We start from the raw sequence: 26241 nt of genomic DNA, 5'->3' as shown, positions 1-26241 counted from the left end.
TGGCACGCTGTTGAGTTCTCAAGGAACGGACACTTCCTTCGGACCGCCTTCCAGCGGGCCCTCCGGGCGCTTCGTTCTTTCGTGTTTCCAGCTTACCAGATGTTTTCCGCTCCGTTTTCCGGAGTTTCATTCATCCGATTCCCGCTGGCGGGATTTCCTGCGAACTTCGTTCCGAAGCTTATCAAAGCTTTCGGAGTGTTCCGTCCGTGGGATTTGCTTCATCGGAGGGTGCGCATTTCGTGAAATGCGTTTGCCTCGATCTCGGCGGTGTCGTAGACACTAGCGCCCGGGGCTGACCGTTGTCCAGTCAGTCCCAACCGTTGAAACCTACTAGCCCACCCTCACCACGTCAATGGTTTGGCCGGGATGCGAGAAGAGTAGCAGGTCAACGGCCTGTTGATCACATCGACTCAGGCGGCGACGGGCTGGAGGTCCGCCCGGTCGGCCGCCTCCACATCGCCGAACTCTCCGCTCGCCGCGGCCTTCCGGCCCAGCACCAGCGCGTAGAGGAGGAAGGCCACCTCGGCCAGGGCGCCGATGGAAATGCGCGCCCAGGTCGGCAGGCCGGACGGAGTCACGAAGGCTTCGAGCACGCCCGAGACCGCCAGGACCGTCGCCAGGCCGATCGACATCCCGATGATCGAGCGGCCCTGTTCGGCCAGCGCCACCGCGCGGGTGCGCGGGCCGGGGTCGATGACCGTCCAGCCGAGGCGCAGGCCGAGGCCGCCGGCCACGAAGACCGCGGTCAGCTCCAGCAGTCCGTGCGGGATGAGCAGGCCGAGGAAGATGTCGAGCCGTCCGGCGGAGGCCATCAGTCCGATGCCGACCCCGAGGTTGACCACGTTGGTCCACATCACCAGGAGCACCGGAATGCCCAGAGCGATCCCGAAGAGCAGGCACTGCACGGCGACCCACGCGTTGTTCGTCCAGACCTGGGCCGCGAAAGAGCTGGCCGGCCGGTCGGAGTAGTACGCCTCGTACTCTCCGCCGGGGCGGGTCATCTCCCTCAGCTCGTCCGGGGTGATGAGGCTGTTGCGGACCTCCGGGTGGGTGGCCATCCACCAGGCGAGCAGCACGGTGAGGGCCAGCGAGACGGCCGCGACCGGCACCCACCAGCGACGGGCGCGGTACAGCGCGGCCGGGAAGCTCACCGTGTAGTAGCGGGCGACGTCCTGCCAGCCGTTGGTACGGGCGCCGGTCACCGCGCTGCGGGCCTGCGAGACCAGGCTGGTCAGCCGGCCGACCAGGGCCGGGTCCGGTGCGGCGGCCTGGACCTTGGCGAGGTGGCCGGTGACCCGCTGGTAGAGGCCCACCAGCTCGTCGGCCTCCTCGCCGCTGAGCCGGCGCCTACGGGCGAGGGCGTCCAGCCGGGCCCACTCCCCCTGGTGGGTGGCGACGAAGACGTCCAGGTCCATTCGGCGGCTCCATGGTCGGCGATGGCGCGAGGCGCGCGTGAGCGGTCGCGCGGGTACGTGCGGACACGTGCGGGCCCAGCATGCCAGCAGCAGCCGCTGCCCCGGCCGTCGGGATCTCACTTCCCGTGCGCCCACCGGGCGCCGTATGTTTGCGGCTGCGGATCAGACTGCGGAGAGCGGGCAGTGGGGGGCCGATCCAACCGCACTCCCACCTCTCGCATGAGCGTGAACGGACAGGTGTCTTGAGCGACCTGGTGACGGGTGAGGCGGTCGTCCTCGACCTCCAGACGGCGAAGCTTCCGAGCAGGGCGCTGGCCATCGTGCTCGACCTGCTCATCGAGTTCGCCGCCCTGTTCGTGTCCGTGCTGGTGATGAGCGTCGCCCTGTCCGACATCGACAGCGCGGCGCTGGCGGCCACCATGCTCGGGATGACGGTGTTCTACCTGGTCGGCCTGCCGGTGATGATCGAGACCCTCAGCAACGGGCGCTCGGCCGGCAAGGCCGCGCTCGGCCTGCGGGTGGTGCGCACCGACGGCGGACCGGTCCGGTTCCGGCACTCGCTGGTGCGCGGGCTGGTGGGCTTCTTCGAGCTGATCGCGATAACCGGCGCCCCGGCCGTGATCACCTCCGCGCTGAACTCGGACGGCAAGCGGCTCGGCGACGTCTTCGCGGGGACGGTGGTGATCCGCGAGCGCACCCCGGGCGGGGTCGGCGCGGCCGGCCCGCTGCCGCCGGTGCACCCGCAGCTGCTGCACGACATGGGCCGCGAGCTGGTCGCGATGGACCTCTCCGCGGTGCCCGAGGCGCTCTGGCTCGCGATCCGCCAAGTGCTCAGCCGGATGGGCCAGTTGGATCCGGGCGTGACGTTCCGGATGGCCATCGAGCTGGCCGACGACCTGGCCGCCCGGGTCGGGCACCCGGTACCGCCCGGCCTGCACCCGGCCGCCTATCTGGGCGCGGTGCTCACCGAACGCCAGCGCCGGGAGTGGATGCGCGCCCAGCAGCGGTTCGCGGCCTCCGCCCCCGTCCCGATGCCCGCCCCGCACCCGATGGCCGCCCCCGCCGTCACGGCCGACGACCGGCCCCACCGCGTCCTCGGCGTGCCCGCCGCTCCCGCTCCCGCTCCCGTTCCCGCTCTCGCGCCCGCAGCTGTCGCACCCGCCCCGGCCGCCCCCGCCGCGCCGTCCTTCGTCAAGCCCGCACAACCCGCCGCACCGGCACCGGCCCCCGCCACCGGCTTCGCCCCGCCCGCCTGAGCTGAGCCCGCTTGAGCTGAGCCCACCTGAGCCCCGCCCCGCTACTCCCCCACCGGCCAGGCGTTCGGCGGCGACGCCAGCTCCTCCAGCTCGATCCCCTCCGCCGCCAGCACCACGTCCCCCGCCAGGTGCACGACCTGCTGCTCCCCCGTCTCCAGGTCCGCGACCTGGTACCGCTCGACCGACAGCGGCCCCGAGTCCGTCTCATGGGTGTCCACGCCCTCCAGCAGCCACCCCTGGTCGAAGGTGCGCGGCGCCAGCACCGGCTCGGTGAACGCCACCAGCCGCACCCGCGCACTCGCCCCCTCCCGCAACCGCAGCATCCGGGCGGTGGCGACCAGGAAGCCCGGCGAGCGCCCGGCGAACCCGTGCGCCCGGTCGTGGCCCTCCACCGTGTGCTCACCACCCGGGTCGGCCGCGTCGGTGCGCACCCAGGCGACCCCGTCCACCGCGCCGCCGCGCACCTGCCAGCCACCGGCCCGCAGCTCCATCCGCAGCGGCCGGGCCCGCGAATCCACCGTCAGGTCGACGCTGCCGAGCACCCGGCCGTCCGGCGCGTAGGTCTTGGAGACGTACCGCCAGCCGGCCGCCCCGGGCGCGCAGCTGAAGCGCTCCTCACCGAGCAGCAGGTGGTCGTGGGTGTCATGGAGCGAGTACCGGCCGTTGGGCATGCCCGAAAGCCTACGTGCGCCCGTGATGCAACATTCCCCGCAGTTGCGCGCATTAGAGGGTCGGACGGCGCGGGAGAGACGCCGCCCGGACGACGAGGGGGGTGCGGATGGCGAAGCAGACGCGCGACGCGGAGTTCACGGAGTACGTGACCTCCAGGGGCGGCTGGCTGCGCAAGGTGGCCTATCTGCTGTGCGGGGACTGGCACCGGGCCGACGACCTGGTGCAGGAGACCATCACCAAGCTGTACGTGCACTGGTCGAGGGCGAGCCGGGCGGACAACATCGACGGCTACGCCCGCCGCACGCTGGTCAACACCTTCCTCGCCGAGCAGCGCACCTCCTGGTGGCGCCGGACGGTACGGACGGAACTCGACCCGGAGGCCCTGGCCGCGAGCCTCGACCTGGACGCCTCGCTCGACCTGCGCCGGGCCCTCGCGGCCCTGCCGCCCCGGCAGCGGGCCACCGTCGTCCTGCGCTACTTCTGCGACCTCTCGATCGACCAGGCCGCCGAGGCCCTGGGCTGCTCGACGGGCAACGTCAAGAGCCAGAGTTCGCGGGCCCTGGCGGCCCTCCGCAGGACGCTCACTCCCCACCCCGTCGCAGCCGCAGAGAGGACGTCATGACCACGCACTCAGTTCTGGCCGCCCGCCTGGCGGACCTGGCCGACGAACCCGCTCCGCCGCCCGCCTTCGACACCACCGCGTCCATCGCCCGGGGGCGGGCCCGCCTACGCACCCGTCAGCGAGCCACGATCGGGGCGGTGGCCGTCGCGACGGCGCTCACGGTCGGCCTCACGGCCATGTCGCCCCGGCCAGGGAACGCGACGCCCGCAGCTCCACCGGCCGCGGCCACCCCGACGCCGGCCCCCACCCAGACGGCCGTCGACGGCACCCCCGCGCTGACCTCCGAGTTCAAGGTCGGCTGGCTGCCCGACTGGGTGGACCGCGAACACGGTCTCGGCTACACCGCGGGCACCTTCGGTTCCAACATCACCGCCGTCGAACCGAAACTGGGCTTCCGGCGCCTCCAGATCGTCCTGCTCGCCCCCGGCCCCGAGCCGGCGCTCGGAACCCACCCGGACGAGGCCAAGGTCCCCGCCGCCCCGATCAACGGCCGGACGGCGTACTGGGTCGAGCATCCGTCCGAGCCCCGCTACGACAGCAGCGACCGGGTCCTCCGCTGGCAGACCGTCGACGGCCGGTGGGCAGTGATCCGGGCGACGCACCTCGAAAACAGGGTCATCCCCGACGGGGACCTGATCCGGATCGCGGAGTCCGTCACGGGCGGCAGCCGGGACGTCCCCATGCCGCTCTGGCTGAGCAGGCTGCCGGCATCGATCCGGCCGGACTCCGCCGCCGTGGTCCGCAACCCCGGCACGGTGCCGTGGGAAGCCCGGATCGTCCTCGCGGTCGGCGGCAAGACGGTCACCGTCACGGCGGCTCCGGAGGGCGACCTGAGGGACCTCCCGCCCGACTCGCAGTGTCGGCACGAGGGAGGCCTGCAGGTCTGCGCCTCCACGTCGCCCGACGTCGTGCCCCGGCTCGACCCGGTCGGCGGACCGGCCGGCCTGCTGAAGCTGGTGCACGTCACCGGCGCGGACGAGAGCACCTGGACGACCAGCAACCTCCGCTGACCCCGGACGCGCCGGTGGCCGGCACCCCGCCCAGGGGTGCCGGCCACCGGCGTTCACTGCTCACCGCATCAGTAGCGGTACTGCTCCGCCTTGTACGGGCCCTCGACCGGAACGCCGATGTAGTCGGCCTGCTCCTGGGTCAGGGTGGTGAGCTTCACGCCCAGGGCGTCCAAGTGCAGCCGGGCGACCTTCTCGTCCAGGTGCTTCGGCAGCACGTAGACGCCGATCGGGTACTCCTCGGTCTTCGTGAACAGCTCGATCTGGGCGATCGTCTGGTTCGCGAAGGAGTTGGACATCACGAAGGACGGGTGGCCGGTCGCGTTGCCCAGGTTCAGCAGGCGGCCCTCGGAGAGGACGATGACGGTGCGGCCGTCGGCCTTGCGCCACTCGTGGACCTGCGGCTTGACCTCGGTCTTCACGACGCCGTCGAGCTTGGCCAGGCCGGCCATGTCGATCTCGTTGTCGAAGTGGCCGATGTTGCCGACGATGGCCTGGTGCTTCATCCGGGCCATGTGCGAGGCCATGATGATGTCCTTGTTGCCCGTGGTCGTGATGAAGATGTCGGCGGTCTCGACCACGTCGTCCAGGGTGGCGACCTGGTAGCCGTCCATCGCGGCCTGGAGCGCGCAGATCGGGTCGATCTCGGTGACGATGACGCGGGCGCCCTGGCCGCGCAGCGACTCGGCGCAGCCCTTGCCGACGTCGCCGTAGCCGCAGACGACGGCGACCTTGCCGCCGATCAGGACGTCGGTGGCGCGGTTGATGCCGTCGATGAGCGAGTGGCGGCAGCCGTACTTGTTGTCGAACTTCGACTTGGTGACCGAGTCGTTGACGTTGATCGCCGGGAACAGCAGCTGGCCGTCACGGTGCATCTCGTACAGGCGGTGGACACCGGTGGTGGTCTCCTCGGTCACGCCCTTGATGGTGGCCGCGACCTCGGTCCACTTGTTCGGGGTCTCCTTGAGCGTGCGGTTGAGCAGCTCGAGGATGATCCGGAACTCGTCGTTGTCCGCGGTGGACGGGTCCGGAGCGGCACCGGCCTTCTCGAACTCGACGCCCTTGTGGATCAGCAGGGTGGCGTCGCCGCCGTCGTCCAGGATCATGTTCGGGGTCTTGCCGTCAGGCCAGGTCAGCGCCTGCTCGGTGCACCACCAGTACTCCTCCAGGGTCTCGCCCTTCCAGGCGAAGACCGGGATGCCCTGCGGGTTCTCCGGGGTGCCCTGCGGGCCGACGGCGATGGCCGCGGCGGCGTGGTCCTGGGTGGAGAAGATGTTGCAGGAGCACCAGCGGACCTCGGCACCGAGCGCCGTGAGGGTCTCGATCAGCACCGCGGTCTGGACGGTCATGTGCAGCGAGCCGGTGATCCGGGCACCGGCCAGCGGCTGCGCCTCGGCGTACTCGGCGCGGATGGACATCAGGCCGGGCATCTCGTGCTCGGCCAGCTGGATCTCCTTGCGGCCGAACGGCGCCAGGGAAAGGTCGGCGACCTTGAAGTCACCGGTGATGTCGGTCGACATGCGTCTGCTCCTCGCTGATGGGGGTGGGGCACGGCCGAGGTCCGGATGTGCGTTGCGCATGGCGGGCCGTACGGGTGCACGGCTACGCCGGGGCGACCTGGTCCATGGATCACGGACCGGTTCCCCGCTGCGCAGCACAAACCGCCGGAGGACCTCTCTCCCTCGACCGGCGCACACCCTACGGGTGCGGACCGCCGATCGACCGCCATCAGCAGCGACGTTCTGGCTCTGGTGACGAATCTACACCGGCCGCCCCACCCGCCGTCCGCGGATGACCGATTTCGAGCGCCGGATCCGACCGCCGCCCGACCGGGATCCCACCCCGGAACCACCGGGGCGGACGGCCGGGCGGGCGGCCCGTCAGTGCCCCGGGTCCGGGCCGGGCCCGCCCGGGGTGGCGGCCGGGTCCTCGCCGGCCGCGGCCTTCTCGGCGCTGTAGACGTCCGGCTCCAGGTAGATCGCCCGGGCGATCGGGACGGCCGCGCGGACCCGCTCCTCGGCGGCGTCGATGGCCCGCGCCACCCGCTCGGCGCTGTCCTCCGCGTTGACGGCGATCTTGGCGGCGACCAGCAGCTCCTCCGGGCCGAGGTGCAGGGTGCGCATGTGGATCACCCCGGTGACCGCCTCGCCGTCCACCAGCGCGGCGCGGATCCGCCGCACCGACTCCTTGTCGGCGGACTCCCCGAGCAGCAGCGACTTGGTCTCCAGCGCGAGCACCACCGCGATCACCACCAGCAGGACGCCGATGCACAGGGTGCCGACGCCGTCCCAGACGCCGTTGCCGGTGATCACGGTGAGCCCGACGCCGAACAGCGCGAGCACCAGGCCGATCAGCGCGCCGGTGTCCTCCAGCAGCACCACCGGCAGCTCCGGAGCCTTGGCGGTGCGGATGTACTGCACCCAGCCCTGGCTGCCCTTGGCCTTGACGGACTCCCGCACCGCGGTCAGGAAGGACCAGCCCTCCATTGCGATGGCGAAGAACAGCACGCCCACCGCCCAGCCCCAGGAGTCCAGCGCCTCGGGGTGGTTGACCTTGTGCCAGCCCTCGTAGACCGCGAACAGGCCACCGACGCTGAACAGCACGATCGCCACCAGGAAGCCGTAGACGTAGCGCTCGCGCCCGTACCCGAACGGGTGCTCCTCGTCCGCCGCCCGGCGCGCCCGCTTGCCACCGATCAGCAGCAGCACCTGGTTGCCGGAGTCGGCCACCGAGTGCACGCCCTCGGCCAGCATCGAGGAGGAGCCGGTGAACCCGAAGGCGGTGAACTTGGCCGCCGCGATCGCCAGGTTCGCGGACAGCGCCGCCACCAGTGCCTTGGTCCCACCCTCTGTGCTCATGCGCCGAGACTAGCGCCTGTCGGGTGGGCTCAGGACTGCGCGGCGGCGAGCCCCAGATAGACGGCGGCGAAGTCGGTCAGCGCGATCAGGTCGGCCAGCGCGTGCAGCGGGTCCGGGCGGGTGCTCGCGTACTCGGTCAGCCGTACGTCGTGGGCGGCGGCCAGCCGGTGCGCGCGGCTCGCGCCGAAGCTGCGCGGGCGCTCGTCGTCCTCCGTCACCTCGGCGGGGCCGTCCTGCTCCTGCGCGGGATCCGGGGTTCCGGTGCCGGGGACGTGCCGGAGCAGCAGCACCTGGAGGTGCAGCGGGTCGGGCTCATCGACCCGGTCGCGGAAGAAGTCGTCCGGGTCCGCGCCCGCGCCCAACTGGCCGGTGAACATGCCGCGGTGGGCGGTGAGCACCTGCGGCAGCGACCCGGCCAGCGCCGGGCGGCCGGCCCGGTCGGCGAGCTGGGCGGCGAACCGGGAGACGGCGGCCCCGGCGACCGGGCCCTCGGCCCACAGCAGCGGGACGGTCCCGGCCAGCCGCGCGGCCAGCCCCTTGGCCGGGTTGGTGTACGCGGCGGCGTCCGGGCGGCAGCGCACGGCGGTGGCGTCCAGCAGGTCGGCGACGGCCGGCAGCGCGTCGTACGGCAGCTGGGTGAGGCCGAGCTTCTGGGCGAGCGCCAGCAGCGGAGTCAGGTGGGACCACAGCGCGGCCGGATCCTCGGCCGGGAGGTCCGGCTCGGCGGCCGGCGCGGCGGGCCGGCCCTCCTCGGGCAGCACCGCGGTGACGTACGGCAGCGGCAGCGCGCGCACCTGCAGCGCGGCCTCGGCCAGCGGGCTGCCGGCCGGGGCGGTGACGACGATGGCGCAGCCGCGCGCGTAGGCCTGCTCGGCGAGGCCGATCAGGCCCTGTTCGCCGCCGTCGGCGGAGCTGATCACCAGCAGGTCGAGCGGACCGGCCCAGCCGGGCAGCTGCCAGCCGAGTCCGGCGGTGAACACGGGCGGGGCACCGGCCCGGTCGACGCGCGGGGCGGCGGCCTCGACCGGCGGCAGCGGGGTGACCAGGGCGGCGGAGCCGCCCAGCGCGGCGAGGATCTCGGCGGCCGTCAGGGCGCTGCCGTGCCCGGCGACCAGGACGGCGCGCGGGCGGCCGTCCGGGCGCAGCCGGTCGAGGCCGGCCGTGTCGGCCTGCCGCAGCGCGGTGCGGACCCGGGCGCCGGCGCCGGCCAGGGCCAGCAGGGCGCGGTCGTGGTCGGCGCGCTGGAGGGCGGCCGGGTCGTCGAGCAGGGTGTCGTCGAGCATGCGGCGGGCCTCCGGCTGTCCTGTGGTCGGCGGGCGCGGGTGGGGCTGTCGGGCCCCAACAGGATCAGGCCGGGCGGCGGGCCTCGTCCACCAGGAGGACCGGAATGCCCTCGCGGACCGGGTACGCGAGGCCGCAGTCCGCGCCGGTGCAGAGCAGTTCGGGGTGCTCCTCGGTGCCGCCCTCGGTGAGCGCGGCCCGGCACTGCGGGCAGACCAGGATCTCCAGCAGGAAGGATTCGAGCTTCATGAGGGCTCTCCAAAGTTCGGGGGTGGCACGGAGGTGCCCCGGCCGATAGGCAACCCTACCGGCCGGGGCACCGCGCGCCTCGGTCAGGCGCGGTCCGCTCAGGCGCGGACGACGGCGAGCACGCCGTCGCGCAGCTCGGCCATCTTCGCCGGGTCCTTGGCCTCGACGTTGAGGCGCAGCAGCGGCTCGGTGTTGGAGGCCCGCAGGTTGAACCACCAGTCCGGGCCGGCCACCGTGAGGCCGTCCAGCTCGTCGACGGCGGTGCCCTCCAGGCCGGCGTAGGCGGCGCGGACGGCGGCGGTGCTGGCGGCCTGGTCGGCGACCGTGCTGTTGATCTCGCCGGAGGCGGCGTAGCGGTCGTACTCGGCGGTCAGCGCGGAGAGCGTGCCCGGCTGCCCGCCGAGCGCGGCCAGCACGTGCAGCGCGGCCAGCATGCCGGTGTCGGCGCGCCAGAAGTCGCGGAAGTAGTAGTGGGCGGAGTGCTCGCCGCCGAAGACGGCGTCGGTGACGGCCATCTCCTGCTTGATGAAGGAGTGGCCGACCCGGGTGCGCACCGGGGTGGCGCCCAGCTCGCGGACCACCTCGGGGACGGTCCAGGAGGTGATCAGGTTGTGGATGATCGTCGGCTCGGCCTCGCCGGCGGCCTGGGCGCGGGCGATCTCGCGGGCGGCGACCAGCGCGGTGATCGCGGACGGGGAGACCGGCTCGCCGCGCTCGTCGACGACGAAGCAGCGGTCGGCGTCGCCGTCGAAGGCCAGGCCGATGTCGGCGCCGACCTCGCGGACCCTGGCCTGGAGGTCGACCAGGTTCTTCGGGTCGAGCGGGTTGGCCTCGTGGTTGGGGAAGGTGCCGTCCAGCTCGAAGTACATCGGGACGAGCTCGATCGGCAGGCCGTCGAAGACGGTCGGCACGGTGTGGCCGCCCATGCCGTTGCCGGCGTCCACGGCGACCTTCAGCGGGCGGATCGCGGTGAGGTCGACCAGGCCGAGCAGGTGGTCGGCGTAGCCGCGCAGGGTCTCCTGGGCGGAGAGCGCGCCGGGCTGCACGTCCTTGGCCGGGACGGTGACGGTGTCGTCCTCGGCGGTCCAGGACTCGACCAGTTCGCGGATCTCGGACAGGCCGGTGTCCTGGCCGACCGGGGCGGCGCCGGCCCGGCAGAGCTTGATGCCGTTGTACTGGGCCGGGTTGTGGCTGGCGGTGAACATCGCGCCGGGCAGGTCGAGCTTGCCGCTGGCGTAGTAGAGCTGGTCGGTCGAGCACAGGCCGATCTCGACCACGTCGGCGCCGTAGGCCGCGGCGCCCTCGGCGAAGGCCCGGCTGAGCGACGGGGAGGAGGGGCGCATGTCGTGGCCGACCACGATCGCGGACGCGCCGGTGACCTGCACGAACGCGGCGCCGAAGGCCCGGGACAGGCTCTCGTCCCACTGGTCCGGGACGACGCCTCGGACGTCGTACGCCTTCACGAGCTGCTTGAGGTCGCGCACTGCGGCTCCACCCTGGTTCTGTGCTGATCGATACGTCGGGCCACCCCGCCCGCCCGTGGACGGGCGCGGTGAGGTCAGACGGGCAGCGTACCCGGGCCGGGCGAACGGGCGGCGCGGGGCGAGTCGTCAGTTGTCGGGCGAGCGCAGGACGCGCAGGTGGCCGCGGCGGCCGCCCTCGGTGGACTCGCCCTCGGGGGACCGGCCCTGACGGGGGGTCTGCGGGCGGGCGGCCTCGCGGACGGCGTTGGCGAGCGCCTCCAGGTCGTCGCTGCTGCGGCGCAGCGGACCGGCCTCGGCGGCGAGCCGGACGACCTCCCAGCCGCGCGGGGCGGTGAGCCGCTCGGCGTGCTCGGCGCACAGGTCGTAGCAGTGCGGCTCGGCGTAGGTGGCGAGCGGGCCCAGGACGGCGGTGGAGTCCGCGTAGACGTACGTCAGCGTCGCGACGGCCGGTCGGCCGCACGCGGTCCGCGAACAACGACGTACAGAGCTCACGAGGGTGGACGGTACCGCACTCCCCGCCGGGGAGCGAAGACCGCCTGCCCGGCGGGGGCGCCGTGTCGCGGTCCGCGCCCCCGTGCGCACCCCCGGGCGTGCCACCCGGCTCCCGCCGCCGGGCTCGCTCCGGCCGTCCGGGCACGCGCCCCGCCCCGGCGATTCCCCCGTCGGAGTGGTCCACTTCCGACCCGCCAAGGACTACTCTCGGCAGTGATATGGACAGCTCCGCACCGCAGTCATCGACAGGCCCCTCGCGCCGCCCGCGGCACCGCGACCGGCACGGCAGGGGGTTGCGCGGCCCGCTGGCGCCGCCCCAGGTGCCGATCTCGCTCACCCGCTCCGAACTGTTCGACGACTACGTGCGCGAGTCGGTGGAACGGCTGGAGCGGCGGTGGCCGCAGCTGATCGAGGTGGAGTTCGCCGTGCAGGAGGTGCCGCTGCACGAGGTGGACGGCGCCGACGGCGAGGACGGCGTGCCGCTGGGCCGGGTGCTGCCGGGCCAGAAGGGGCACAAGAGCCAGATCGTGGTGTACCGGCGGCCGGTGGAGATCCGGGCGAAGACCCGGGAGGACCGGGCGGCGCTGGTGCACGAGATCCTGATCGAGCAGGTGGCCGAGCTGCTGGGACTGTCGCCGGACGCGATCGACCCGCGCTACGACGAGGACTGACCTCCCGGGGGCCGGGGTCGGTCCGGCGGATCCCGCCGGACCGACCCCGGCCCCCGGTGCTCAGCGCAGGACGACGCCCGGGTCCTGGGTGGCCTGCGGGACCTGGACGGTGCTGTGGTCGTCGCGCAGCGCCTGGACGGTGAACATCGGCACGTCCTTGGTGGGGATGGCGAGCATTCGGGCGGCCACCACCGGGCCGCCGGACTCGGTCTCCACGGTGAGCGCGAAGACGCCGTTCAGCCCGGCGGGCTCGGGCGCCGGGATGGCGACCGTACCGCCGGCCGGGAGCTGGACCTCCTTGGTCGCCGGGGTGCCGCCGCCACTGCCGGCCGAGGCGGTGACCTTGACGGTGGCGGCGTCGCCGGTGGAGGTCAGGAACAGCGTGGAGGCGCCGGCCCGGTTGTCGGCGACGGTGGCCCGGGCGCCGACCGGGGCGCTGCCGGAGAGCCAGGCCGCGTCGCTCTTGCCGTTGCCGCCCGTGCGGTCGACCCGCAGCCCGGCCACGATCTTGGTGGGGTGCTTGTCGTCGCTGGGCGACAGCCGCAGCCCGGCGACCTCGTCCCGGGTGACCTTGCCGAGGTCGACGGCGGCCACCATGCCCGCCTTGACGTGGATCGACTCGTTGCCGGCCGGGGTGAACCAGCCGTTCTTGCCGGAGAGCTGGATCTTCAGGTCGGCGTCGTCCTCCGGCGGTGCCCAGACCACCAGGTGGGCCGCGGCGGTGTCGGCGGGCAGGCCGGGCAGCACCTGGGTGGGGGCCGGGTCGGCGGAGGCGGGGATCCAGTCGGCGCCCTTGGCGCCGTCGGCGGCGTGCAGCCCGGCGCCGATCCGCCCGGAGCGCACCACCACGTTCACGGCGAGGTCGTTGACGGCGCCCTTGCTGATGGTCGACAGCAGGACGGATTGCGAACTGCCGGGGGCGACGGTGATGCCGTTGGCGGCGTCGTTGTCGATCAGGCCCTTGTCGCCGTAGAGCTTGATGTCGACCACGGCGGCCGAGGACTCGGGGTTGACCAGGCTGACGTAATCGACCCGGTCGCCGGCCGTGCTGGCCCCGGCGAACCAGAAGCCGGTGCTCTCCGGGGTGCAGGTGAGGCCGGACAGACCCATGCCGCGCTGTTCGGTGACCACGGTGGTCTGGGTGACGGTGAAGCCGGGGGCGAGCGCGCCGGTGGCGACGGCCCCGGTGCCGGGCGCGCCGTCACCGTTGGTGGCCGGGCCGGTGACCGGGACGCCGGGCTTGGCGAGGGTCAGCCTGGCGTCGGCGGGCGCGGCGTTCTTGTCCGGGGCCGGGGTGGCCGGGGCGCCGGAGCCGCTCGGGGCCGCGCCCGGCGTGCCGGTCGCGGCGGGGGTCGCCGGGGCCGAGGGGGCCGTGGTCGGCGGGGCGACCGGGGCGGCCTGGTCGGACAGCCAGCCGGCGCCGCCGGTGGCCGAGCCGGTGCCGGGCGGGGTGTAGGCGTTGAGCGTGGTCGAGCCGGTCAGGCCCTGGAACGGCTGCGGGCAGACCGCGGCCGTCCGCTCGACCTGGGCACTGCTCGGGGCGGCCCCGCCGTCGGCCTTGGCCTGGCCGGCCGGCGGCCGCGCCTCGGCGATCCCGAACACGGCGGCCAGCACCACGGCCGCGGCCAGCAGCGACTGGGTGGTCTTCCCGGCGGACCGGCCGAGGCCCTTCCCCGCCGGGCGGGCGGGCCCCGCAGCCTCGACCGACTCGGCGGCGGGCTCGAAGGGCTGCTCGTCCCCGGTGCCGGACTTCTTCCTGAAAGCGGGCTTCTTCATCGCGGGTCAGCTCCCCGATCCGTGCTGGTGGGGGCGGTAGTTCCCGGGGCCGCCCGGTTCGTTGGGGTCGTAGTACGGCTCGCCCTGCTGCTGGCCCGGCAGCCAGGTCTGCTGCGGCTGGCCGCCCTGCTGCTGGTAGGGGTCGTAGCCGTACTGCTCCTGCGGGTACTGCTCGTAGCCCTGCTGGGGGTAGCCCTGCTGCTGCCCGTCGTACCCGTGGGTGTCGTAGCCCTGGCCGTCGTAGCCCTGATTGCCGTACGGCGCGGCCACCGGCTGCTGGGCCGGGTACTGGTCGTAGCTGTACGGGTCGGCCTGCTGGTACGTCTGGTACGGGTCGGTGTACGGCTCGGCCTCCTGGACCGCCCCGGCCACCGGCTCGCCGGTCGGCTGCGGCGGGATCGCGCCCGGCCGGCCCTCGTACACCCCGGCCTCCTCGGCGCCGGGCTCGCCGCCCTCGCCGCGCTCGGCCATCCGACGGGCCCGGCGGCTGCCGGGGACGGGGGTCTGCGCCTGGGCGGCGGCCAGCGCGGCGGCGGCCACCGCCTCCTCGGGCAGGTCGTCGTCCTTGTGGCTGCGGCGGCCGGGCAGGGCCAGCACCAGGATGGTGAGGCCGAGCACGACCTGGGCCCAGATCCAGCCGGTGTGGGCGAGGCTGCCCTCCCGGGTGACGCTCAGCTTGCCGCCGGCGGCCGGGAGCTTGAAGCCCTGCGCCCAGCCGTCGACCGTGACGGACTCCAGGGCGGTGCCGTCCACGGTGGCCTTCCACTCGGGCGCGGCGGACTCGGCGAGCCGCAGCACCCGGCCGTCCGGACCGGCCGGGACGGTGGTGGCGAGGTCGCGGACCCCGGCCGGGACGACCACCGGATTGGCGCCGGGGGCGGTGATCACCGCACGCACCGCGGGGGCGCCGTTGACCTGCCAGAGCGCGGTGTCGCCCTCCTGGTTGGCCTTGACCAGGCCGGGGGTGGTGTCCAGGACGTCCTTGAACGCGGCGACGGCCTGCCGCTCGACCAGCACGTAGGCGATGCCGTAGCCGGCCAGGGCGTTCGCCTGGTCGGCGCCGGAGCCGGCCAGCAGGCTGCCGACCATCTTGTTCAGGCCGTCCTGGGTGCCGGTCGCCGGGTCGACGGTGGACTCCGCCTGGCCAAGGGTCAGACCGGAACCGCGCACCACGGTGTAGCGGACGGCGCCCTTCTGCCCGGTGACGACGAGGGTGCGGGCCCGGTCGGTGGTGCCCGCCTCCTCGGCGATGAAGGCGGGCACCTGGTCGGCCTGGGAGCGCTGCAGCGGACCGCCGGCGCCGGTCAGCGCCCACCACAGGCCGGTGCCCAGCGGGGCCAGCACGGCGGTGGCCACCACCAGGGCGGCCACCGGCTGGCGCCAGCCGAAGGCGATTCCGGCGACGCGGGCGTTGGCGCCGTCGGCGCCGATCGCGGCGGCGGCGAGCAGGGCGATCCCGGCGATCAGGGTGGCCGGGCCGGCCCAGGCGGGTACCGGCTGGCCGCCGGAGGCCGGGGTGACGGAGGTACCCGCCACGACGACCGCGAAGACCAGTCCGGCACCGGCCGCGCCCCAGGCGGCGAGCACCGCCCGGCGCCGGTCGGCGCGCAGCAGCGCGGCCAGCGCGGCCAGGACGACACCGGCGGACAGCCAGACCGGCGGCACCCCGGCACCGCCGGGGTTGACCAGCAGCAGTCCGGCCCCGCTCGCCCCGGCGCCGTGCAGACCGGGCAGCCCGGCCTCCAGCAGCAGCAGCTGGGGGTGCGACAGCACCTTCAGCGACCAGGGGGCGAGCAGCGCGACGGGCACCGCGAGGATCACCAGGACGCGCAGGCCGAGCAGCCGCAGCGCGGTCCCGCCGGAGCCGAGGGCGCCGCCGCGCAGCACCGCGAAGACCAGCATCGCCAGGCACAGCGGTACGGCGAGTGCCCAGGTCAGCGGTACGAAGGCGGTGGCCAGGGTGAGCAGCAGCACGGTCATCCAGACCGGCCGCCAGCCGGGCCGGGCGCCCTTGGCGGCGCTCTCCCGGCGGATGCCGAGACCGGCCGAGATCGCGGCGGCGCGGGCCAGCGGCGGCAGCAGCACGGCGAGCACGGCGGTGCCGATCCGGCCCTGGGCGAGCGCGCCGGTCGCGGCGGGCAGCAGGGCGTAGGTGGCGCTGGCCCAGGCGCGGACCAGCTTGGAGTCCAGCAGCGGGCGGGAGACCAGGTAGGCGCTGACCGCGGCGAGCGGGACGGTGAGCACGACCAGCAGGGTCAGTGCGAGGTCGGCGTGGCCGAACAGCAGCCAGGAGAGCACCGCGAGCACGCCGAGGTACGGCGGTGCGGCGGCGCTGGAACCGGTGCCGATCGGGTGCCAGGCGTCCGCGTACATCGCCCAGAGGCCGCTCGCGCCGTCGGAGGCGGGAAGCAGCGCGCCGCCGAACAGCTCGCCGCTGCCGAGCAGGCTGCGGCAGGCGATCAGGGCGAACACCAGCAGGGCGGCGAACAGCACCGGAGCGGGGCGCCGGGCCAGTTTCTTGATCAGCGCGAACTGCTCGACGACGAGGTCCTCGCCGTCCTCGTCCCCGCCGGCCTCGACCGAGCCGTGCCGGCTGCCGGAGTCGTCGCCGCCCCCTATCCCGAGCGAGCCGATGACGCCCTCGACGGCCAGCCGGGTGGTGGCGCCGGGGGCCGGGAAGAGCGTGCGGTCGTCCAGGGCGTCCGCCGCACGGGTCCGGGCCCGGCGCTTGCGCGCGGCCAACAGCCGTGGGAAGCGGACGAGTTCGTGGCCGAGGCCGGCCAGTTCGTCGACCGCCTGGCGCGGGTCCTTGCCGAGCAGGTTGGTGACGGCCCGCACCAGGGTGCCGAGCACCAGGCGCAGCAGCACGTACGGGAAGAGCGCGCCCTTGCAGTTGGCGAGCAGGGAGTAGACCGCGCCGGCCTTGTCCACCCGGTGCGGGTGGGCGGGGCCGCAGTCGATCGCGCGGCGCTCGCGGCTGGCCGCCTCGGCGTGCCGGAGCACGGCGTCGGGGGCGACCACGACGCGGTGGCCGGCGGCGTTGACCCGCCAGCAGAAGTCGGTGTCGTCCCGCATCAGCGGGAGGGCCTTGTCGAAGCCGCCGAGCTCCTCGAAGACGTCCCGGCGCACCAGCATGCCCGCGCTGGAGACGGCGAGCACCGGGCGGACCTGGTCGTGCTGGCCCTGGTCCTGCTCGCGGCGGTCCAGGCCGGTCCAGCGGCGGCCGGAGCGGGCGATGGTGACGCCGACCTCCAGCAGCTGCCGGCGGTCGTACCAGCTGCGCAGCTTGGGGCCGACCACGCCGGCGCTCGGGGTGGAGTCGGCGACCTGGAGCAGGCGGCGCAGCGCGTCGGTCTGCGGCTCGCAGTCGTCGTGCAGCAGCCAGAGCCACTCGACCGGCTGGGTCTCGCGCGGGCCGCCGCGGCCGAGGTCGTCCTCCTGGGCGAGCGGGTCGCCGAAGTCGTCCCAGCCACCGGTGACCGGGTCGTAGCCGGAGGGGTCGAGCCGGTACGGGAGGTCCTCGGGGCGCAGCGGCGGGCTGTTGAAGACGGCCTCGGCGACGGCGGTGCCGAAGCCGACCCGGCGGCCGAGCACCAGCGGACCGCTCTCGGGAAGCCAGTCCTCCAGGGTGTCGGCGAGCAGCTGCGGGGAGTTGTCGGTGGATCCGGTGTCGACCGCGAGGATCCGCTGCACCTGGCGGTCCTGGCCGAGCAGGCCGGCCAGGACCTGCGGCAGCCAGCGGGCTCCGTCGTGCGAGACGATCACCGCGGTGACCAGGTGACGCGGATAGGCGGGCGGCCTGGAAGCGGTGAAGCCGCTCTGGTGGCTGTAGACGGTCATCGAGTGCGCGGGCCCCAGTTCTCGGTGGACACAGCCGGTGAACGGCAACCGGATGGCGCACCACACTAACGGCTCCGGATGGCCGCCTCGTGCCCGGTGCCGGTGCGGAGGCGGTGAAGAAGCGGGGTCCGGGACGGCGGAGGGGGTCCCGGGAGCACGAAAGCGCCCCACCGTCGCGGTGAGGCGCTCGTACAGCTTTGTGACGGTCCGCGACTGGCGGAGGGTCAGCGGGGGCCGGGGATCACCCCGGTCAGACCGCGCTCTTCTTGAGCCGGCGGCGCTCGCGCTCGGAGAGGCCGCCCCAGATGCCGAAGCGCTCGTCATTGGCGAGCGCGTACTCCAGGCATTCCGAGCGGACCTCGCAGGCGAGGCAGACCTTCTTGGCCTCGCGGGTCGAGCCGCCCTTCTCGGGAAAGAAGGACTCCGGGTCGGTCTGGGCGCACAACGCGCGCTCCTGCCAACCGAATTCCTCCTCTTCCTCCGTGATGCCATCCCCGATCAACAGCTCAAAGAGCTCGCTCATGTGGCGCGCCTCCTCTGCCCCTACTTGGCGTCCCCGTGGTTGCCGTTGCCTCGTGCGGCTGACGACACGAGTGAAATTACAGTTGCGTCACTCTGGCCCAGTCAAGCCGAGCTCTGGTATTGAGGCCGGGATTCACTCCCTGGCACCAAGCCGTTACGAATAGTGTGCATATCCGGACACATCGGACCTCCGGCCCGAAAGCCCTGGATGGCACAGAAACGTTCGCAACCACTTGCCGGGTGACGCACGGTCACCGGCACAGGCCGGTCATCGGCCTGCCTTCCCGGCGTTCTTCCCATCGAAACATAGAGAGTGATGAATCACCCCATCCGGGCAAGATCCGGACCTAACCCACTCGAATGCCGCATCATTCGGTTTGACACCGGCCCCGCACATGCGGTGTCCTGTGCTCTATGTCAGAGTTCGCCAGCCCCCGGAGCGGTTCCACGCTCCGCCGTGCCGTGAACTCCTGTTGTCGCCTCTGTACCTGCTGTATCTAGGCGCCCGCGTCCCACCGCGCGCCGCCGCCAGGAAGCACAGAGGCCGCCCGCGAGATCCCGCCCCAGGACATCCCGGATCCGGCTGCTCCCCGACCAGCCGACCCATCCGAGGACGACTCCCGTGCGCATGATCCGCATCCGCAAGCGGAACCGCGACCGCAGCAAGCTCGCCCGCCGCGGCCTCTCCGCCACCCGCACCCCCGGCCGCGCCGACCGGCACCGCTGGGCCGACGGCCTCAGCGACGTCTCCATCGCCGGCGACCCGCTCGCCTTCCCGCACCTGGCCCGCACCGACCTGCCCGCCCACCCCACCACCGTCGCCGGGTACGCCCGGCTGGTCCGCGAGATCGCCGCCGACCGCGCCCGCTGGGAGCCGCTGGTCCGCTACGACGCCCTCACCCGCTGGTACGCCCGGCTGGAGACCGGCCCCGGCTACGAGGTCTGGCTGCTCAGTTGGCTGCCCGGCCAGAGCAGCGGCTTCCACGACCACGGCGAGTCCTCCGGCGTGATGACCGTCGTCCGGGGCGAGCTGATCGAACGCTCCCTCACCCACAGCGGCGAGGCCGCCCGCACCCTGCGCCCCGGCGGACAGCGGGTGTTCTCCTCCGGATACCTGCACGAGGTGGTCAACGGCGCACTCGAACCCGCCGTCTCCATCCACCTCTACACCCCGGGCCTGACCGAGATGAACCAGTACGGCGCCGCCTCCGCCGTCCCCGAACAGCACGCGCACGCGGCCGAGTCCGAGCGGCACTGAGCGCGGGCTGACGAGGAGTCCGACCGTGGCAGGATGACCCCATGCGCATCGTGGCACTGGCAGGCGGAATCGGCGGGGCGCGCTTCCTGCGCGGACTCCTCGCGACGGTCGGACCGCAGGACGAGATCACCGTCATCGGCAACACCGGCGACGACATCCACCTCTACGGCCTCAAGGTCTGCCCCGACCTCGACACCGTGATGTACACCCTCGGCGGCGGCATCAACGAGGAGCAGGGCTGGGGCCGGACCGACGAGACCTGGTCCATCAAGGCGGAGATGAAGGAGTACGGCGTCGGCCCCGAGTGGTTCGGGCTCGGCGACCGGGACTTCGCCACCCACCTCGTCCGCAGCCAGATGCTCACCGCCGGGTACAGCCTCAGCCAGGTCACCGAGGCGCTGTGCGTGCGCTGGCAACCCGGCGTGCGACTGCTGCCGATGAGCGACGACCGGGTCGAGACCCACGTGCGGATCACCGACGAGCAGGGCACCCGGGCGGTCCACTTCCAGGAGTACTGGGTCAAGCTGCACGCCGCCGTGGACGCCGAGGCGATCATCCCGGTCGGCGCGGACACCGCCAAGCCCGCGCCCGGCGTCCTGGAGGCCCTCGCCGAGGCCGACGTCATCCTCTTCCCGCCGTCCAACCCGGTGGTCTCGATCGGCAGCATCCTCGCCGTCCCCGGCATCCGGGAGGCCGTCGCCGCCGCCCCGGCGCCGGTGGTCGGGCTCTCCCCGATCATCGGAGGGGTGCCGGTGCGGGGCATGGCCGACAAGGTGCTCGCCGCCGTCGGCGTCGAGGCCACCGCCGAGGCGGTCGCGCTGAACTACGGCTCCGCGCTGATCGACGGCTGGCTGGTGGACACCGTGGACGCCGGGGCCGTGGACGCCGTCGAGGCCGCCGGGATCGCCTGCCGGGCCGTCCCGCTGCTGATGACCGACGTCGAGGCCACCGCCGAGATGGCCCGGGCGGCGCTGGCACTGGCGGAGCAGGTCCGGAGGTGACGGCGGCGATGGAGGTCCTGGGGGTCGACGGGATCCCCGAGATCGAGGCCGGGGCCGACCTCGCCGGACTGATCGCCAAGGCCGGGACGTACCGGGACGGCGACATCCTGCTGGTCACCTCGAAGATCGTCAGCAAGGCCGAGGGCCGGCTGCTGCACGCCGTCGACCGGGAGGCCGCGATCGACGCCGAGAGCGTCCGGGTGGTCGCCCGGCGCGGGCCGGTCCGGATCGTGGAGAACCGCAACGGCTTCGTGATGGCCGCCGCCGGGGTCGACGCCTCCAACACCGCCCCCGGCACCGTGCTGCTGCTGCCCGAGGACCCGGACGCCTCGGCGCGGGCGCTGCGCGCCCGGCTCCAGCAGCTCACCGGCTGCCGACTGGCCGTCGTCGTCACCGACACCTTCGGCCGACCCTGGCGCAACGGGCTCACCGACGTCGCGATCGGTGCCGCCGGGCTGTCCGTCCTGGAGGACCACCGGGGGCGCACCGACAGCCACGGCAACGAGCTGGTGCTCACCGTCACCGCGACCGCCGACGAACTGGCCGCCGCCGCCGACCTCGTCAAGGGCAAGGCCAGCGGCGTGCCGGTCGCCGTGGTGCGCGGGCTCGGCCACCTGGTCACCACCGAGGACGGCGCCGGCACCCGGCCGCTGGTGCGGCCCGCCGTCGACGACATGTTCCGGCTCGGCACCTCCGAGGCGCTGCGCCAGGCCGTCACCCTGCGGCGCACCGTCCGCTCCTTCACCGCCGAGCCGGTCGACCCGGCCGCCGTCCGGCGCGCGGTGGCCGCCGCCGTCACCGCGCCCGCCCCGCACCACACCACGCCCTGGCGCTTCGTCCTGCTGGAGTCCGCCCGGACCCGCACCCGGCTGCTCGACGCCATGCTCGACGCCTGGCAGCGCGACCTGCGCGAACTCGACGGCTGGGACGAGGCCAGGATCGCCCGGCGCACCGCCCGCGGCGACGTCCTGCGGGACGCGCCGTACCTAGTGGTGCCCTGCCTGGTGACGGACGGCTCGCACGACTACCCGGACCGGCGCCGGGCCACCGCCGAGCGGGAGATGTTCACCGTCGCGGCCGGCGCCGCCGTGCAGAACCTGCTGGTGGCCCTCACCGGCGAGGGCTACGGCTCCGCCTGGGTGTCCTCCACGATGTTCTGCCGTGACACCGTCCGGGCCGCCCTGGACCTTCCGGACGACTGGGACCCGATGGGCGCCGTCGCCGTCGGCCGCCCCGCCGAACCGCCCCGGGCCCGCCCGGACCGCAGCGCCGACGCCTTCATCGAGGTCCGGTAGGGCTTCCCCCCTCCGCTCAGCGGCGGCGGTGGTCGTTGGGGGTGAGCCTCGGGCCGTAGCGGGGGGCGTGGGTGCCGGTGGCCAGCAGGAGGCGGCAGACCCGGTGGCGGTGGGGGCGGTAGGGCTCCAGGAGGGCGAGCATCTGGGCGTCGTCGCTGCGCGGCCGGCCGGCCAGGGCCCAGCCGACCAGGTTGGGCAGGTGGAAGTCCCCGACCGAGACCGCGTCCGGATCTCCGTTGCTGCGCTGCAGGGTCTCGGCGGCCGTCCAGACGCCGATGCCGGGGACCGCCGTCAGCCGGGCGAAGGCCTCCTCGTGGCCCATCGCCGAGGCCTCCTCCAGGCGCGGCGCCAGCCGCACCGCGCGCAGCACCGTTGCCGAGCGCTTGGGGTCGACGCCCGCCCGGTGCCACTCCCAGCTCGGGACCATCGCCCACTCCCGGGCCGACGGCGCCACCCGCATGCCCTCGGCCGGCCCCGGCGCCGGGGCGCCGAAGTCCCGCAGCAGGGTGCGCCAGGCGCGGTAGGCCTCGTCGGTGGTGACCTTCTGCTCCAGGATCGCCGGGACGAGGGACTCCAGGACCAGGCCGGTCCGGGTCAGCCGCACCCCCGCCGTGCGGCGCTGGGCGTCGCGCAGCGGACCGGGCGGCAGCACCAGCGCCTCCGGGTGGTCCTCGGCGCCGAGCAGCACCGGCAGCCGCTCCAGCAGCCACTGGGCGCCCGGCCCCCAGGCCGTCGCCTCCACCTCTCCCGCGCCGGGGTGCGGCAGCACCCGCAGGGTGCCGAGCCCGGCCGGGGTGCGGGAGGCGCGCCAGACGGCGCCGTCGCCGGTGGTGCGGTACGAGGGGTCGGCCGGGCCCCGGCGCAGCGGCAGCAGCGTCCGGACCGGGTCGAGCGGGAAGCCCGGCCGCCAGCGCCGTACCGCCTCGCCGCCGCCCGTCACTGCCGTCGCCTCCTGTGGTCCCTGGGGCTATGAACGATACGCGGGGGCGCCGACAGGCCGGGGCGCGCGCGGGAACGGCCCAGCGGGAGGCGGGAGTTCGGCGGCTGGGGTCCGGAAGGCGGGCCGGGCCCTACGGCGCCTGCAGCCCGGCCGCGGCGGAGCGCAGGGCGGGGAGCCGGGCGTAGAGGGCCTTGCCCGGGCACTCGGTCTTGAAGGCGTCCCGGTGGCCGGAGATGGCGTCGAAGTCGACGACCGTGCCCTTGGGGTAGCGGCTGGCGTCGGAGGCCGAGGTGAGCTTGGTGTGCCCGTCGGCGGCCTGGCCGTGGAGGCCGAGCTTCCAGGCGGCGAGGGCGGCGATGCCGTTCAGGAGGGACTGGGGCGGGGTGGCGTCCACGAAGGTGCCGATCGCGGCGACGCCGGAGGAGTCGGTGTTGAAGCCCAGGGTGTGGGCGCCGTGGACGGGCTGGTCGACTCCGCCGGCCCGGCCCTCGTAGATGGTGCCGCAGCGGTCGACCAGGAAGTTGTAGCCGATGTCCCGCCAGCCACTGGTCTTGACGTGGTACTGGTAGATCGACCTGATCACCCGGGGGGCGTCGCTGCAGGCGTAGTCGGTGGCGGTCGCGGTGTGGTGGACGAAGACCTCGCGGACCGGGCCGGTGTACTCGAAGCCCGGTTCGCGGATGGACTCGTCGGCGCCCCAGCCGGCCCGGGTGACGATCCCCGGGCGCGGCGCCTGGTGGGCGCCGTCGACGGCCTCGGGCCCGGCGGGCACGGTCCGGGGGGCGGCGGGCGCGGGTGCGCCGGCGCCGGGGTCGACCAGTTCGAGCCGCAGTCCGGGCGGCGGTCCGGCCGGGCCGGGCCGGACCTCGACGGCGACGCCGTCGCTGCGGCCGGTCCACAGCGGGGCGGTGGCACCGTGCGGGGCGCGGTCCGGGCCGTCGTCGGTGTCGGCCTCCAGGGCGTGCCAGTCGCCCCAGCGGCCGGTGGCCGCGTCCCGGGTGCGGACCCGGACGCTTCCGCCGGCCAGCGCGCCGGCCGGTCCGTCCCAGCCGACGCCGAGGAGTTCGAACGGCCGGGTGGTGCTCGGTGCGAGCCCGGCCCCGGCCGGCAGCGGGAGCGAGACGGTCGTCCCGCCGCCGGGGAAGTCCTGTTGCCCGGTGGGGGCAAGGGGCACGGCGGAGGCGGCCGGAGCGGGCTGGAGCAGCAGGGCGGCGGTGCAGCCGGCGAGCAGCGCGGCCGGGAACGGGAGGCGCACGGTTCTGTTCGAGGGGTGCACGGCCGGGTCTGAAAGGCGCACAGCTTTGCGTGAGAGGTGCATGAGGGGGATCGTCGCCGCAAACCGGACCACTCGCCATGCCGCCTCGCGCCCGCCTTGCGGCCCCTCCCGGCCTACCACCCGAAGGCCGTAGGCTGGGGCGCACCATGACTGCGCCATTCGCTGCCGATGCCCGCACCCCCGTCGAGCTGCTGCACGCCTACCTGCGCGGCGGCACCCATTCGGTCGATCCCGCGGCCCCGCTGGTCACCTTCTACGACGACGCCACGGGTGAACGGGTGGAGCTCTCCGCCCGGACCTTCGACAACTGGGTCGCCAAGACCGCCAACCTCCTCCAGGACGAACTGAACGCCGGCCCGGACGACCGCGCCGCGCTGCTGCTGCCCGCCCACTGGCAGAGCGCCGTCTGGCTGCTGGCCTGCTGGTCGGTCGGCGTGACGGCGGTGCCGGCCGGCGACCCGGCCGCCGCCGACCTGGTGGTGAGCGGCCCGGACGGCCTGGAGGCCGCCCAGGCCTGCGAGGGCGAGCGGGTGGCGCTCGCCCTGCGCCCGCTCGGCGGCCGCTTCCCGCACCGCCCGGACGGCTTCCTCGACTACGCCGCCGAGGTCCCCGGTCAGGGCGACCGCTTCGCCCCCTACTCCCCCGTCGCCCCGGACGGCCCGGCCCTGGAGACCTCGGTGGACGGGCTGCCGCTGAAGCTGACCGGTGAGCAGACCGTCGCGCTGGCCAGGGAGGGCGCCGTGCGCCTCGGCCTCAAGCCCGGGGACCGGGTGATGTCCACCCTCTCCTTCGACGACTGGACCGGTCTGGAGGCCGGTCTGCTGGCCCCGCTGGCGGCCGGCGCCTCAGTGGTGCTCTGCCGCAACTCCCAGGGCCTGGACGACGGGCAGTGGGAGAAGCGGGCCGAATCCGAACGGGTGACTGTGCGCCTGGGCTGACCCCCGGCGGCGGCCCGGCGGGTAGGGATCCCTGCCATGGCCGAGGACGACACCGAGCACCCCCCGACCGACGAGACTCCCCCGAAGGACGCTCCCCCGAGCGCACCCGGACGCCCGCGCAGGCGCCGGCGGTGGCTGATGATCACCGCCGGCGTCGTCGCGTTCCTGCTGGTCGCGACCGGGGTGCTGCTCTGGATCGCGTACCGCAAACTGGACGGCAACATCCGGACGGACTCGGTCACCGACCGGCTGCTGGCCAAGCTGGAGGCCGAACGCCCGAGCCGTACGGCCGGGGCCGGGGGCGCCGAGAACATCCTGCTGATCGGCAGTGACGACCGCTCCGGCAGCAACTCCTCGTACGGCGGCCAGGCCGGCACCCCGCGCTCGGACACCACGATCCTGCTGCACCTGGCCGCCGACCGGAAGCACGCGACGGCGGTCTCCGTCCCGCGCGACGTCATGGTCACCGTGCCCTCCTGCGAGAAGCCGGACGGCAGCCGCAGCAAGCCGGGGACGATGCAGTTCAACTGGGCGTTCGAGCTGGGCGGTCCGGCCTGCTCGATCCGCGCCGTCGAGCAGCTGAGCGGGATCCGGATCGACCACTACGTGATCCTCGACTTCAGCGGCTTCAAGACCATGGTCGACGCGATCGGCGGGGTCGAGGTGTGCGTGCCGCAGCCGATCCACGACAAGGACGCCAAGCTGGACCTCCCGGCCGGCCGCCAGATGCTGCACGGCGAGCAGGCGCTCGGCTACGTCAGGGTCCGGGAGAGCCTGGGCGACGGCTCCGACACCCAGCGGATGGGCCGTCAGCAGCAGTTCCTGGCCTCGCTGATCCGCAAGGTGCAGTCGCAGGGGGTGCTGCTGAACCCGGCCAAGCTGTGGCCGGTGCTGGACGCGGCCACCTCGTCGGTGAAGGCGGACGGCGGCCTGTCCTCGCTCGGCGCGCTGTACGACCTCACCCAGAACCTGCGCGGCATCCCGTCGCCGGACGTGGTGTTCCTGACCGCGCCGCGCCGTCCGTACCGCTACGACTCGGACCGGGACGAGTTCGTCCAACCGCAGACCACCCAGTTGTTCGACGCGCTGCGCGACGACCGGCAGGTCGCCGTCCGGCCGCCCGCGCCGGACACCGGGGCGAGCCCGCGAGCGGCCTCCGGCACCGGTACCGGCTCGGACGGGACCGCGGCGTCACCCTCGACGAGCGCCTCGCCCACCTTCGAGGGACGCACCGCCGACGTGGACGCCTGCGCGCAGCGCTGACCCGGGCCGCGCCGCAGGTCGGCGGCACCCTCGGGGGAAATGCCGCACCCGACTGTGGCTTTACCGACGCTTTGCTCCCGCATGACGGAGATCACACCCGGAACGATGAGGCCGTTCGACTCGTC

At 74.0% G+C, this 26241-nt stretch carries 22 protein-coding genes; 9 read left to right on the top strand and 13 right to left on the bottom strand.

Translation table 11 applies throughout. The features are described 5' to 3' along the window. Window positions 1-410 precede the first annotated feature (410 nt). Window positions 411-1415, bottom strand: coding sequence for a stage II sporulation protein M (locus ACZ7BZ_RS36180; protein ID WP_470362061.1), 1005 nt, complete (start codon window positions 1413-1415; stop codon window positions 411-413). A 242-nt stretch (window positions 1416-1657) separates the two neighbouring features. Between ACZ7BZ_RS36180 and ACZ7BZ_RS36175 the strand changes: the two genes are divergently transcribed. After that, window positions 1658-2671 (top strand): RDD family protein, encoded by a 1014-nt coding sequence (locus ACZ7BZ_RS36175; RefSeq protein WP_470362060.1) that lies wholly within the window; start codon window positions 1658-1660, stop codon window positions 2669-2671. 41 nt (window positions 2672-2712) lie between these two features. On the opposite strand, the gene ACZ7BZ_RS36170 is transcribed toward ACZ7BZ_RS36175, so the two are convergent. Next, on the bottom strand, window positions 2713-3342 hold the full coding sequence (locus ACZ7BZ_RS36170; protein ID WP_470362059.1) for a hypothetical protein: 630 nt from the start codon (window positions 3340-3342) through the stop codon (window positions 2713-2715). A gap of 107 nt (window positions 3343-3449) precedes the next feature. Here ACZ7BZ_RS36170 and ACZ7BZ_RS36165 point away from each other — a divergent pair, with 107 nt between their 5' ends. Next, a complete protein-coding gene (locus ACZ7BZ_RS36165) occupies window positions 3450-3965 on the top strand; it encodes a SigE family RNA polymerase sigma factor (protein WP_470362058.1) in 516 nt (171 codons plus the stop codon). Then, on the top strand, window positions 3962-4975 hold the full coding sequence (locus ACZ7BZ_RS36160) for a hypothetical protein (RefSeq protein ID WP_470362057.1): 1014 nt from the start codon (window positions 3962-3964) through the stop codon (window positions 4973-4975). Before ACZ7BZ_RS36165 ends, ACZ7BZ_RS36160 begins: the two co-directional genes overlap by 4 nt. 68 nt (window positions 4976-5043) lie before the next feature. On the opposite strand, the gene ahcY is transcribed toward ACZ7BZ_RS36160, so the two are convergent. The 6 genes from ahcY to ACZ7BZ_RS36130 all read right to left on the bottom strand — a co-directional run bounded on the left by ahcY (window position 5044) and on the right by ACZ7BZ_RS36130 (window position 11336). Beyond that, entirely contained in the window at window positions 5044-6492 is a 1449-nt protein-coding gene (ahcY, locus tag ACZ7BZ_RS36155) for an adenosylhomocysteinase (protein WP_470362056.1), read from the bottom strand. Window positions 6493-6852: 360 nt separating this feature from the next. Beyond that, window positions 6853-7830 (bottom strand): cation diffusion facilitator family transporter, encoded by a 978-nt coding sequence (locus tag ACZ7BZ_RS36150; protein ID WP_470362055.1) that lies wholly within the window; start codon window positions 7828-7830, stop codon window positions 6853-6855. A gap of 29 nt (window positions 7831-7859) precedes the next feature. After that, window positions 7860-9113: an SIS domain-containing protein gene (locus ACZ7BZ_RS36145; protein ID WP_470362054.1), complete on the bottom strand. Its 1254-nt coding sequence runs from the start codon at window positions 9111-9113 to the stop codon at window positions 7860-7862. A 64-nt stretch (window positions 9114-9177) separates the two neighbouring features. After that, window positions 9178-9360, bottom strand: a complete 183-nt coding sequence (locus ACZ7BZ_RS36140; protein WP_380463457.1) for a Trm112 family protein — start codon at window positions 9358-9360, stop codon at window positions 9178-9180. A 98-nt stretch (window positions 9361-9458) separates the two neighbouring features. After that, on the bottom strand, window positions 9459-10844 hold the full coding sequence (locus ACZ7BZ_RS36135; protein WP_380463459.1) for a phosphomannomutase/phosphoglucomutase: 1386 nt from the start codon (window positions 10842-10844) through the stop codon (window positions 9459-9461). Window positions 10845-10970: 126 nt separating this feature from the next. Beyond that, window positions 10971-11336 carry a DUF3499 domain-containing protein gene (locus ACZ7BZ_RS36130; protein WP_380463461.1) on the bottom strand — a complete coding sequence of 122 codons (366 nt, stop codon included), beginning with the start codon at window positions 11334-11336 and terminating at the stop codon, window positions 10971-10973. Between the two features lie 218 nt (window positions 11337-11554). Here ACZ7BZ_RS36130 and ACZ7BZ_RS36125 point away from each other — a divergent pair, with 218 nt between their 5' ends. After that, the gene (locus ACZ7BZ_RS36125) at window positions 11555-12007 is read left to right on the top strand and encodes a metallopeptidase family protein (RefSeq protein ID WP_470362053.1); all 453 of its coding nucleotides are present in this window, start codon (window positions 11555-11557) and stop codon (window positions 12005-12007) included. Window positions 12008-12067: 60 nt separating this feature from the next. On the opposite strand, the gene ACZ7BZ_RS36120 is transcribed toward ACZ7BZ_RS36125, so the two are convergent. The 3 genes from ACZ7BZ_RS36120 to ACZ7BZ_RS36110 all read right to left on the bottom strand — a co-directional run bounded on the left by ACZ7BZ_RS36120 (window position 12068) and on the right by ACZ7BZ_RS36110 (window position 18146). Continuing rightward, a complete protein-coding gene (locus ACZ7BZ_RS36120) occupies window positions 12068-13783 on the bottom strand; it encodes a DUF5719 family protein (protein ID WP_470362052.1) in 1716 nt (571 codons plus the stop codon). A gap of 6 nt (window positions 13784-13789) precedes the next feature. Beyond that, on the bottom strand, window positions 13790-17623 hold the full coding sequence (locus tag ACZ7BZ_RS36115; RefSeq protein ID WP_470362051.1) for a glycosyltransferase family 2 protein: 3834 nt from the start codon (window positions 17621-17623) through the stop codon (window positions 13790-13792). A 250-nt stretch (window positions 17624-17873) separates the two neighbouring features. Next, the gene (locus ACZ7BZ_RS36110; RefSeq protein WP_350509620.1) at window positions 17874-18146 is read right to left on the bottom strand and encodes a WhiB family transcriptional regulator; all 273 of its coding nucleotides are present in this window, start codon (window positions 18144-18146) and stop codon (window positions 17874-17876) included. Window positions 18147-18767: 621 nt separating this feature from the next. Here ACZ7BZ_RS36110 and ACZ7BZ_RS36105 point away from each other — a divergent pair. Genes ACZ7BZ_RS36105 through ACZ7BZ_RS36095 form a run of 3 tightly spaced genes read left to right on the top strand, consistent with a single transcriptional unit; the run spans window position 18768 to window position 21699 of the window. Next, the gene (locus ACZ7BZ_RS36105) at window positions 18768-19403 is read left to right on the top strand and encodes a cysteine dioxygenase (RefSeq protein ID WP_470362050.1); all 636 of its coding nucleotides are present in this window, start codon (window positions 18768-18770) and stop codon (window positions 19401-19403) included. A 41-nt stretch (window positions 19404-19444) separates the two neighbouring features. Next, a complete protein-coding gene (gene cofD / locus ACZ7BZ_RS36100) occupies window positions 19445-20404 on the top strand; it encodes a 2-phospho-L-lactate transferase (protein ID WP_470362049.1) in 960 nt (319 codons plus the stop codon). A gap of 8 nt (window positions 20405-20412) precedes the next feature. Then, window positions 20413-21699 (top strand): coenzyme F420-0:L-glutamate ligase, encoded by a 1287-nt coding sequence (locus ACZ7BZ_RS36095; RefSeq protein WP_470362048.1) that lies wholly within the window; start codon window positions 20413-20415, stop codon window positions 21697-21699. A 16-nt stretch (window positions 21700-21715) separates the two neighbouring features. On the opposite strand, the gene ACZ7BZ_RS36090 is transcribed toward ACZ7BZ_RS36095, so the two are convergent. Beyond that, window positions 21716-22639, bottom strand: coding sequence for a DNA-3-methyladenine glycosylase family protein (locus ACZ7BZ_RS36090; protein WP_470362047.1), 924 nt, complete (start codon window positions 22637-22639; stop codon window positions 21716-21718). Between the two features lie 130 nt (window positions 22640-22769). Beyond that, window positions 22770-23894, bottom strand: a complete 1125-nt coding sequence (locus ACZ7BZ_RS36085) for a peptidoglycan recognition protein family protein (RefSeq protein WP_470362046.1) — start codon at window positions 23892-23894, stop codon at window positions 22770-22772. A 167-nt stretch (window positions 23895-24061) separates the two neighbouring features. On the opposite strand from ACZ7BZ_RS36085, the gene ACZ7BZ_RS36080 reads away from it, so the two are divergent. Both ACZ7BZ_RS36080 and ACZ7BZ_RS36075 read left to right on the top strand, forming a co-directional pair. Then, a complete protein-coding gene (locus ACZ7BZ_RS36080) occupies window positions 24062-24853 on the top strand; it encodes a TIGR03089 family protein (protein ID WP_380461616.1) in 792 nt (263 codons plus the stop codon). A gap of 36 nt (window positions 24854-24889) precedes the next feature. Next, entirely contained in the window at window positions 24890-26116 is a 1227-nt protein-coding gene (locus ACZ7BZ_RS36075) for an LCP family protein (protein WP_470362045.1), read from the top strand. Window positions 26117-26241 lie beyond the last annotated feature (125 nt).

The sequence above is a fragment of the Kitasatospora sp. NPDC036934 genome (assembly GCF_055608425.1).
This window is presented reverse-complemented; position numbering and strand designations above follow the sequence as displayed.

Bases quoted from the DNA above. Each gene is read 5' to 3' on its own strand.
- ACZ7BZ_RS36180 (WP_470362061.1), bottom strand. From the start codon at position 1,415: ATGGACCTGGACGTCTTCGTCGCCACCCACCAGGGGGAGTGGGCCCGG.
- ACZ7BZ_RS36170 (WP_470362059.1), bottom strand. From the start codon at position 3,342: ATGCCCAACGGCCGGTACTCGCTCCATGACACCCACGACCACCTGCTG.
- ACZ7BZ_RS36165 (WP_470362058.1), top strand. From the start codon at position 3,450: ATGGCGAAGCAGACGCGCGACGCGGAGTTCACGGAGTACGTGACCTCC.
- ACZ7BZ_RS36160 (WP_470362057.1), top strand. From the start codon at position 3,962: ATGACCACGCACTCAGTTCTGGCCGCCCGCCTGGCGGACCTGGCCGAC.
- ahcY (WP_470362056.1), bottom strand. From the start codon at position 6,492: ATGTCGACCGACATCACCGGTGACTTCAAGGTCGCCGACCTTTCCCTG.
- ACZ7BZ_RS36150 (WP_470362055.1), bottom strand. From the start codon at position 7,830: ATGAGCACAGAGGGTGGGACCAAGGCACTGGTGGCGGCGCTGTCCGCG.
- ACZ7BZ_RS36145 (WP_470362054.1), bottom strand. From the start codon at position 9,113: ATGCTCGACGACACCCTGCTCGACGACCCGGCCGCCCTCCAGCGCGCC.
- ACZ7BZ_RS36140 (WP_380463457.1), bottom strand. From the start codon at position 9,360: ATGAAGCTCGAATCCTTCCTGCTGGAGATCCTGGTCTGCCCGCAGTGC.
- ACZ7BZ_RS36125 (WP_470362053.1), top strand. From the start codon at position 11,555: ATGGACAGCTCCGCACCGCAGTCATCGACAGGCCCCTCGCGCCGCCCG.
- ACZ7BZ_RS36120 (WP_470362052.1), bottom strand. From the start codon at position 13,783: ATGAAGAAGCCCGCTTTCAGGAAGAAGTCCGGCACCGGGGACGAGCAG.
- ACZ7BZ_RS36115 (WP_470362051.1), bottom strand. From the start codon at position 17,623: ATGACCGTCTACAGCCACCAGAGCGGCTTCACCGCTTCCAGGCCGCCC.
- ACZ7BZ_RS36110 (WP_350509620.1), bottom strand. From the start codon at position 18,146: ATGAGCGAGCTCTTTGAGCTGTTGATCGGGGATGGCATCACGGAGGAA.
- cofD (WP_470362049.1), top strand. From the start codon at position 19,445: ATGCGCATCGTGGCACTGGCAGGCGGAATCGGCGGGGCGCGCTTCCTG.
- ACZ7BZ_RS36095 (WP_470362048.1), top strand. From the start codon at position 20,413: ATGGAGGTCCTGGGGGTCGACGGGATCCCCGAGATCGAGGCCGGGGCC.
- ACZ7BZ_RS36080 (WP_380461616.1), top strand. From the start codon at position 24,062: ATGACTGCGCCATTCGCTGCCGATGCCCGCACCCCCGTCGAGCTGCTG.
- ACZ7BZ_RS36075 (WP_470362045.1), top strand. From the start codon at position 24,890: ATGGCCGAGGACGACACCGAGCACCCCCCGACCGACGAGACTCCCCCG.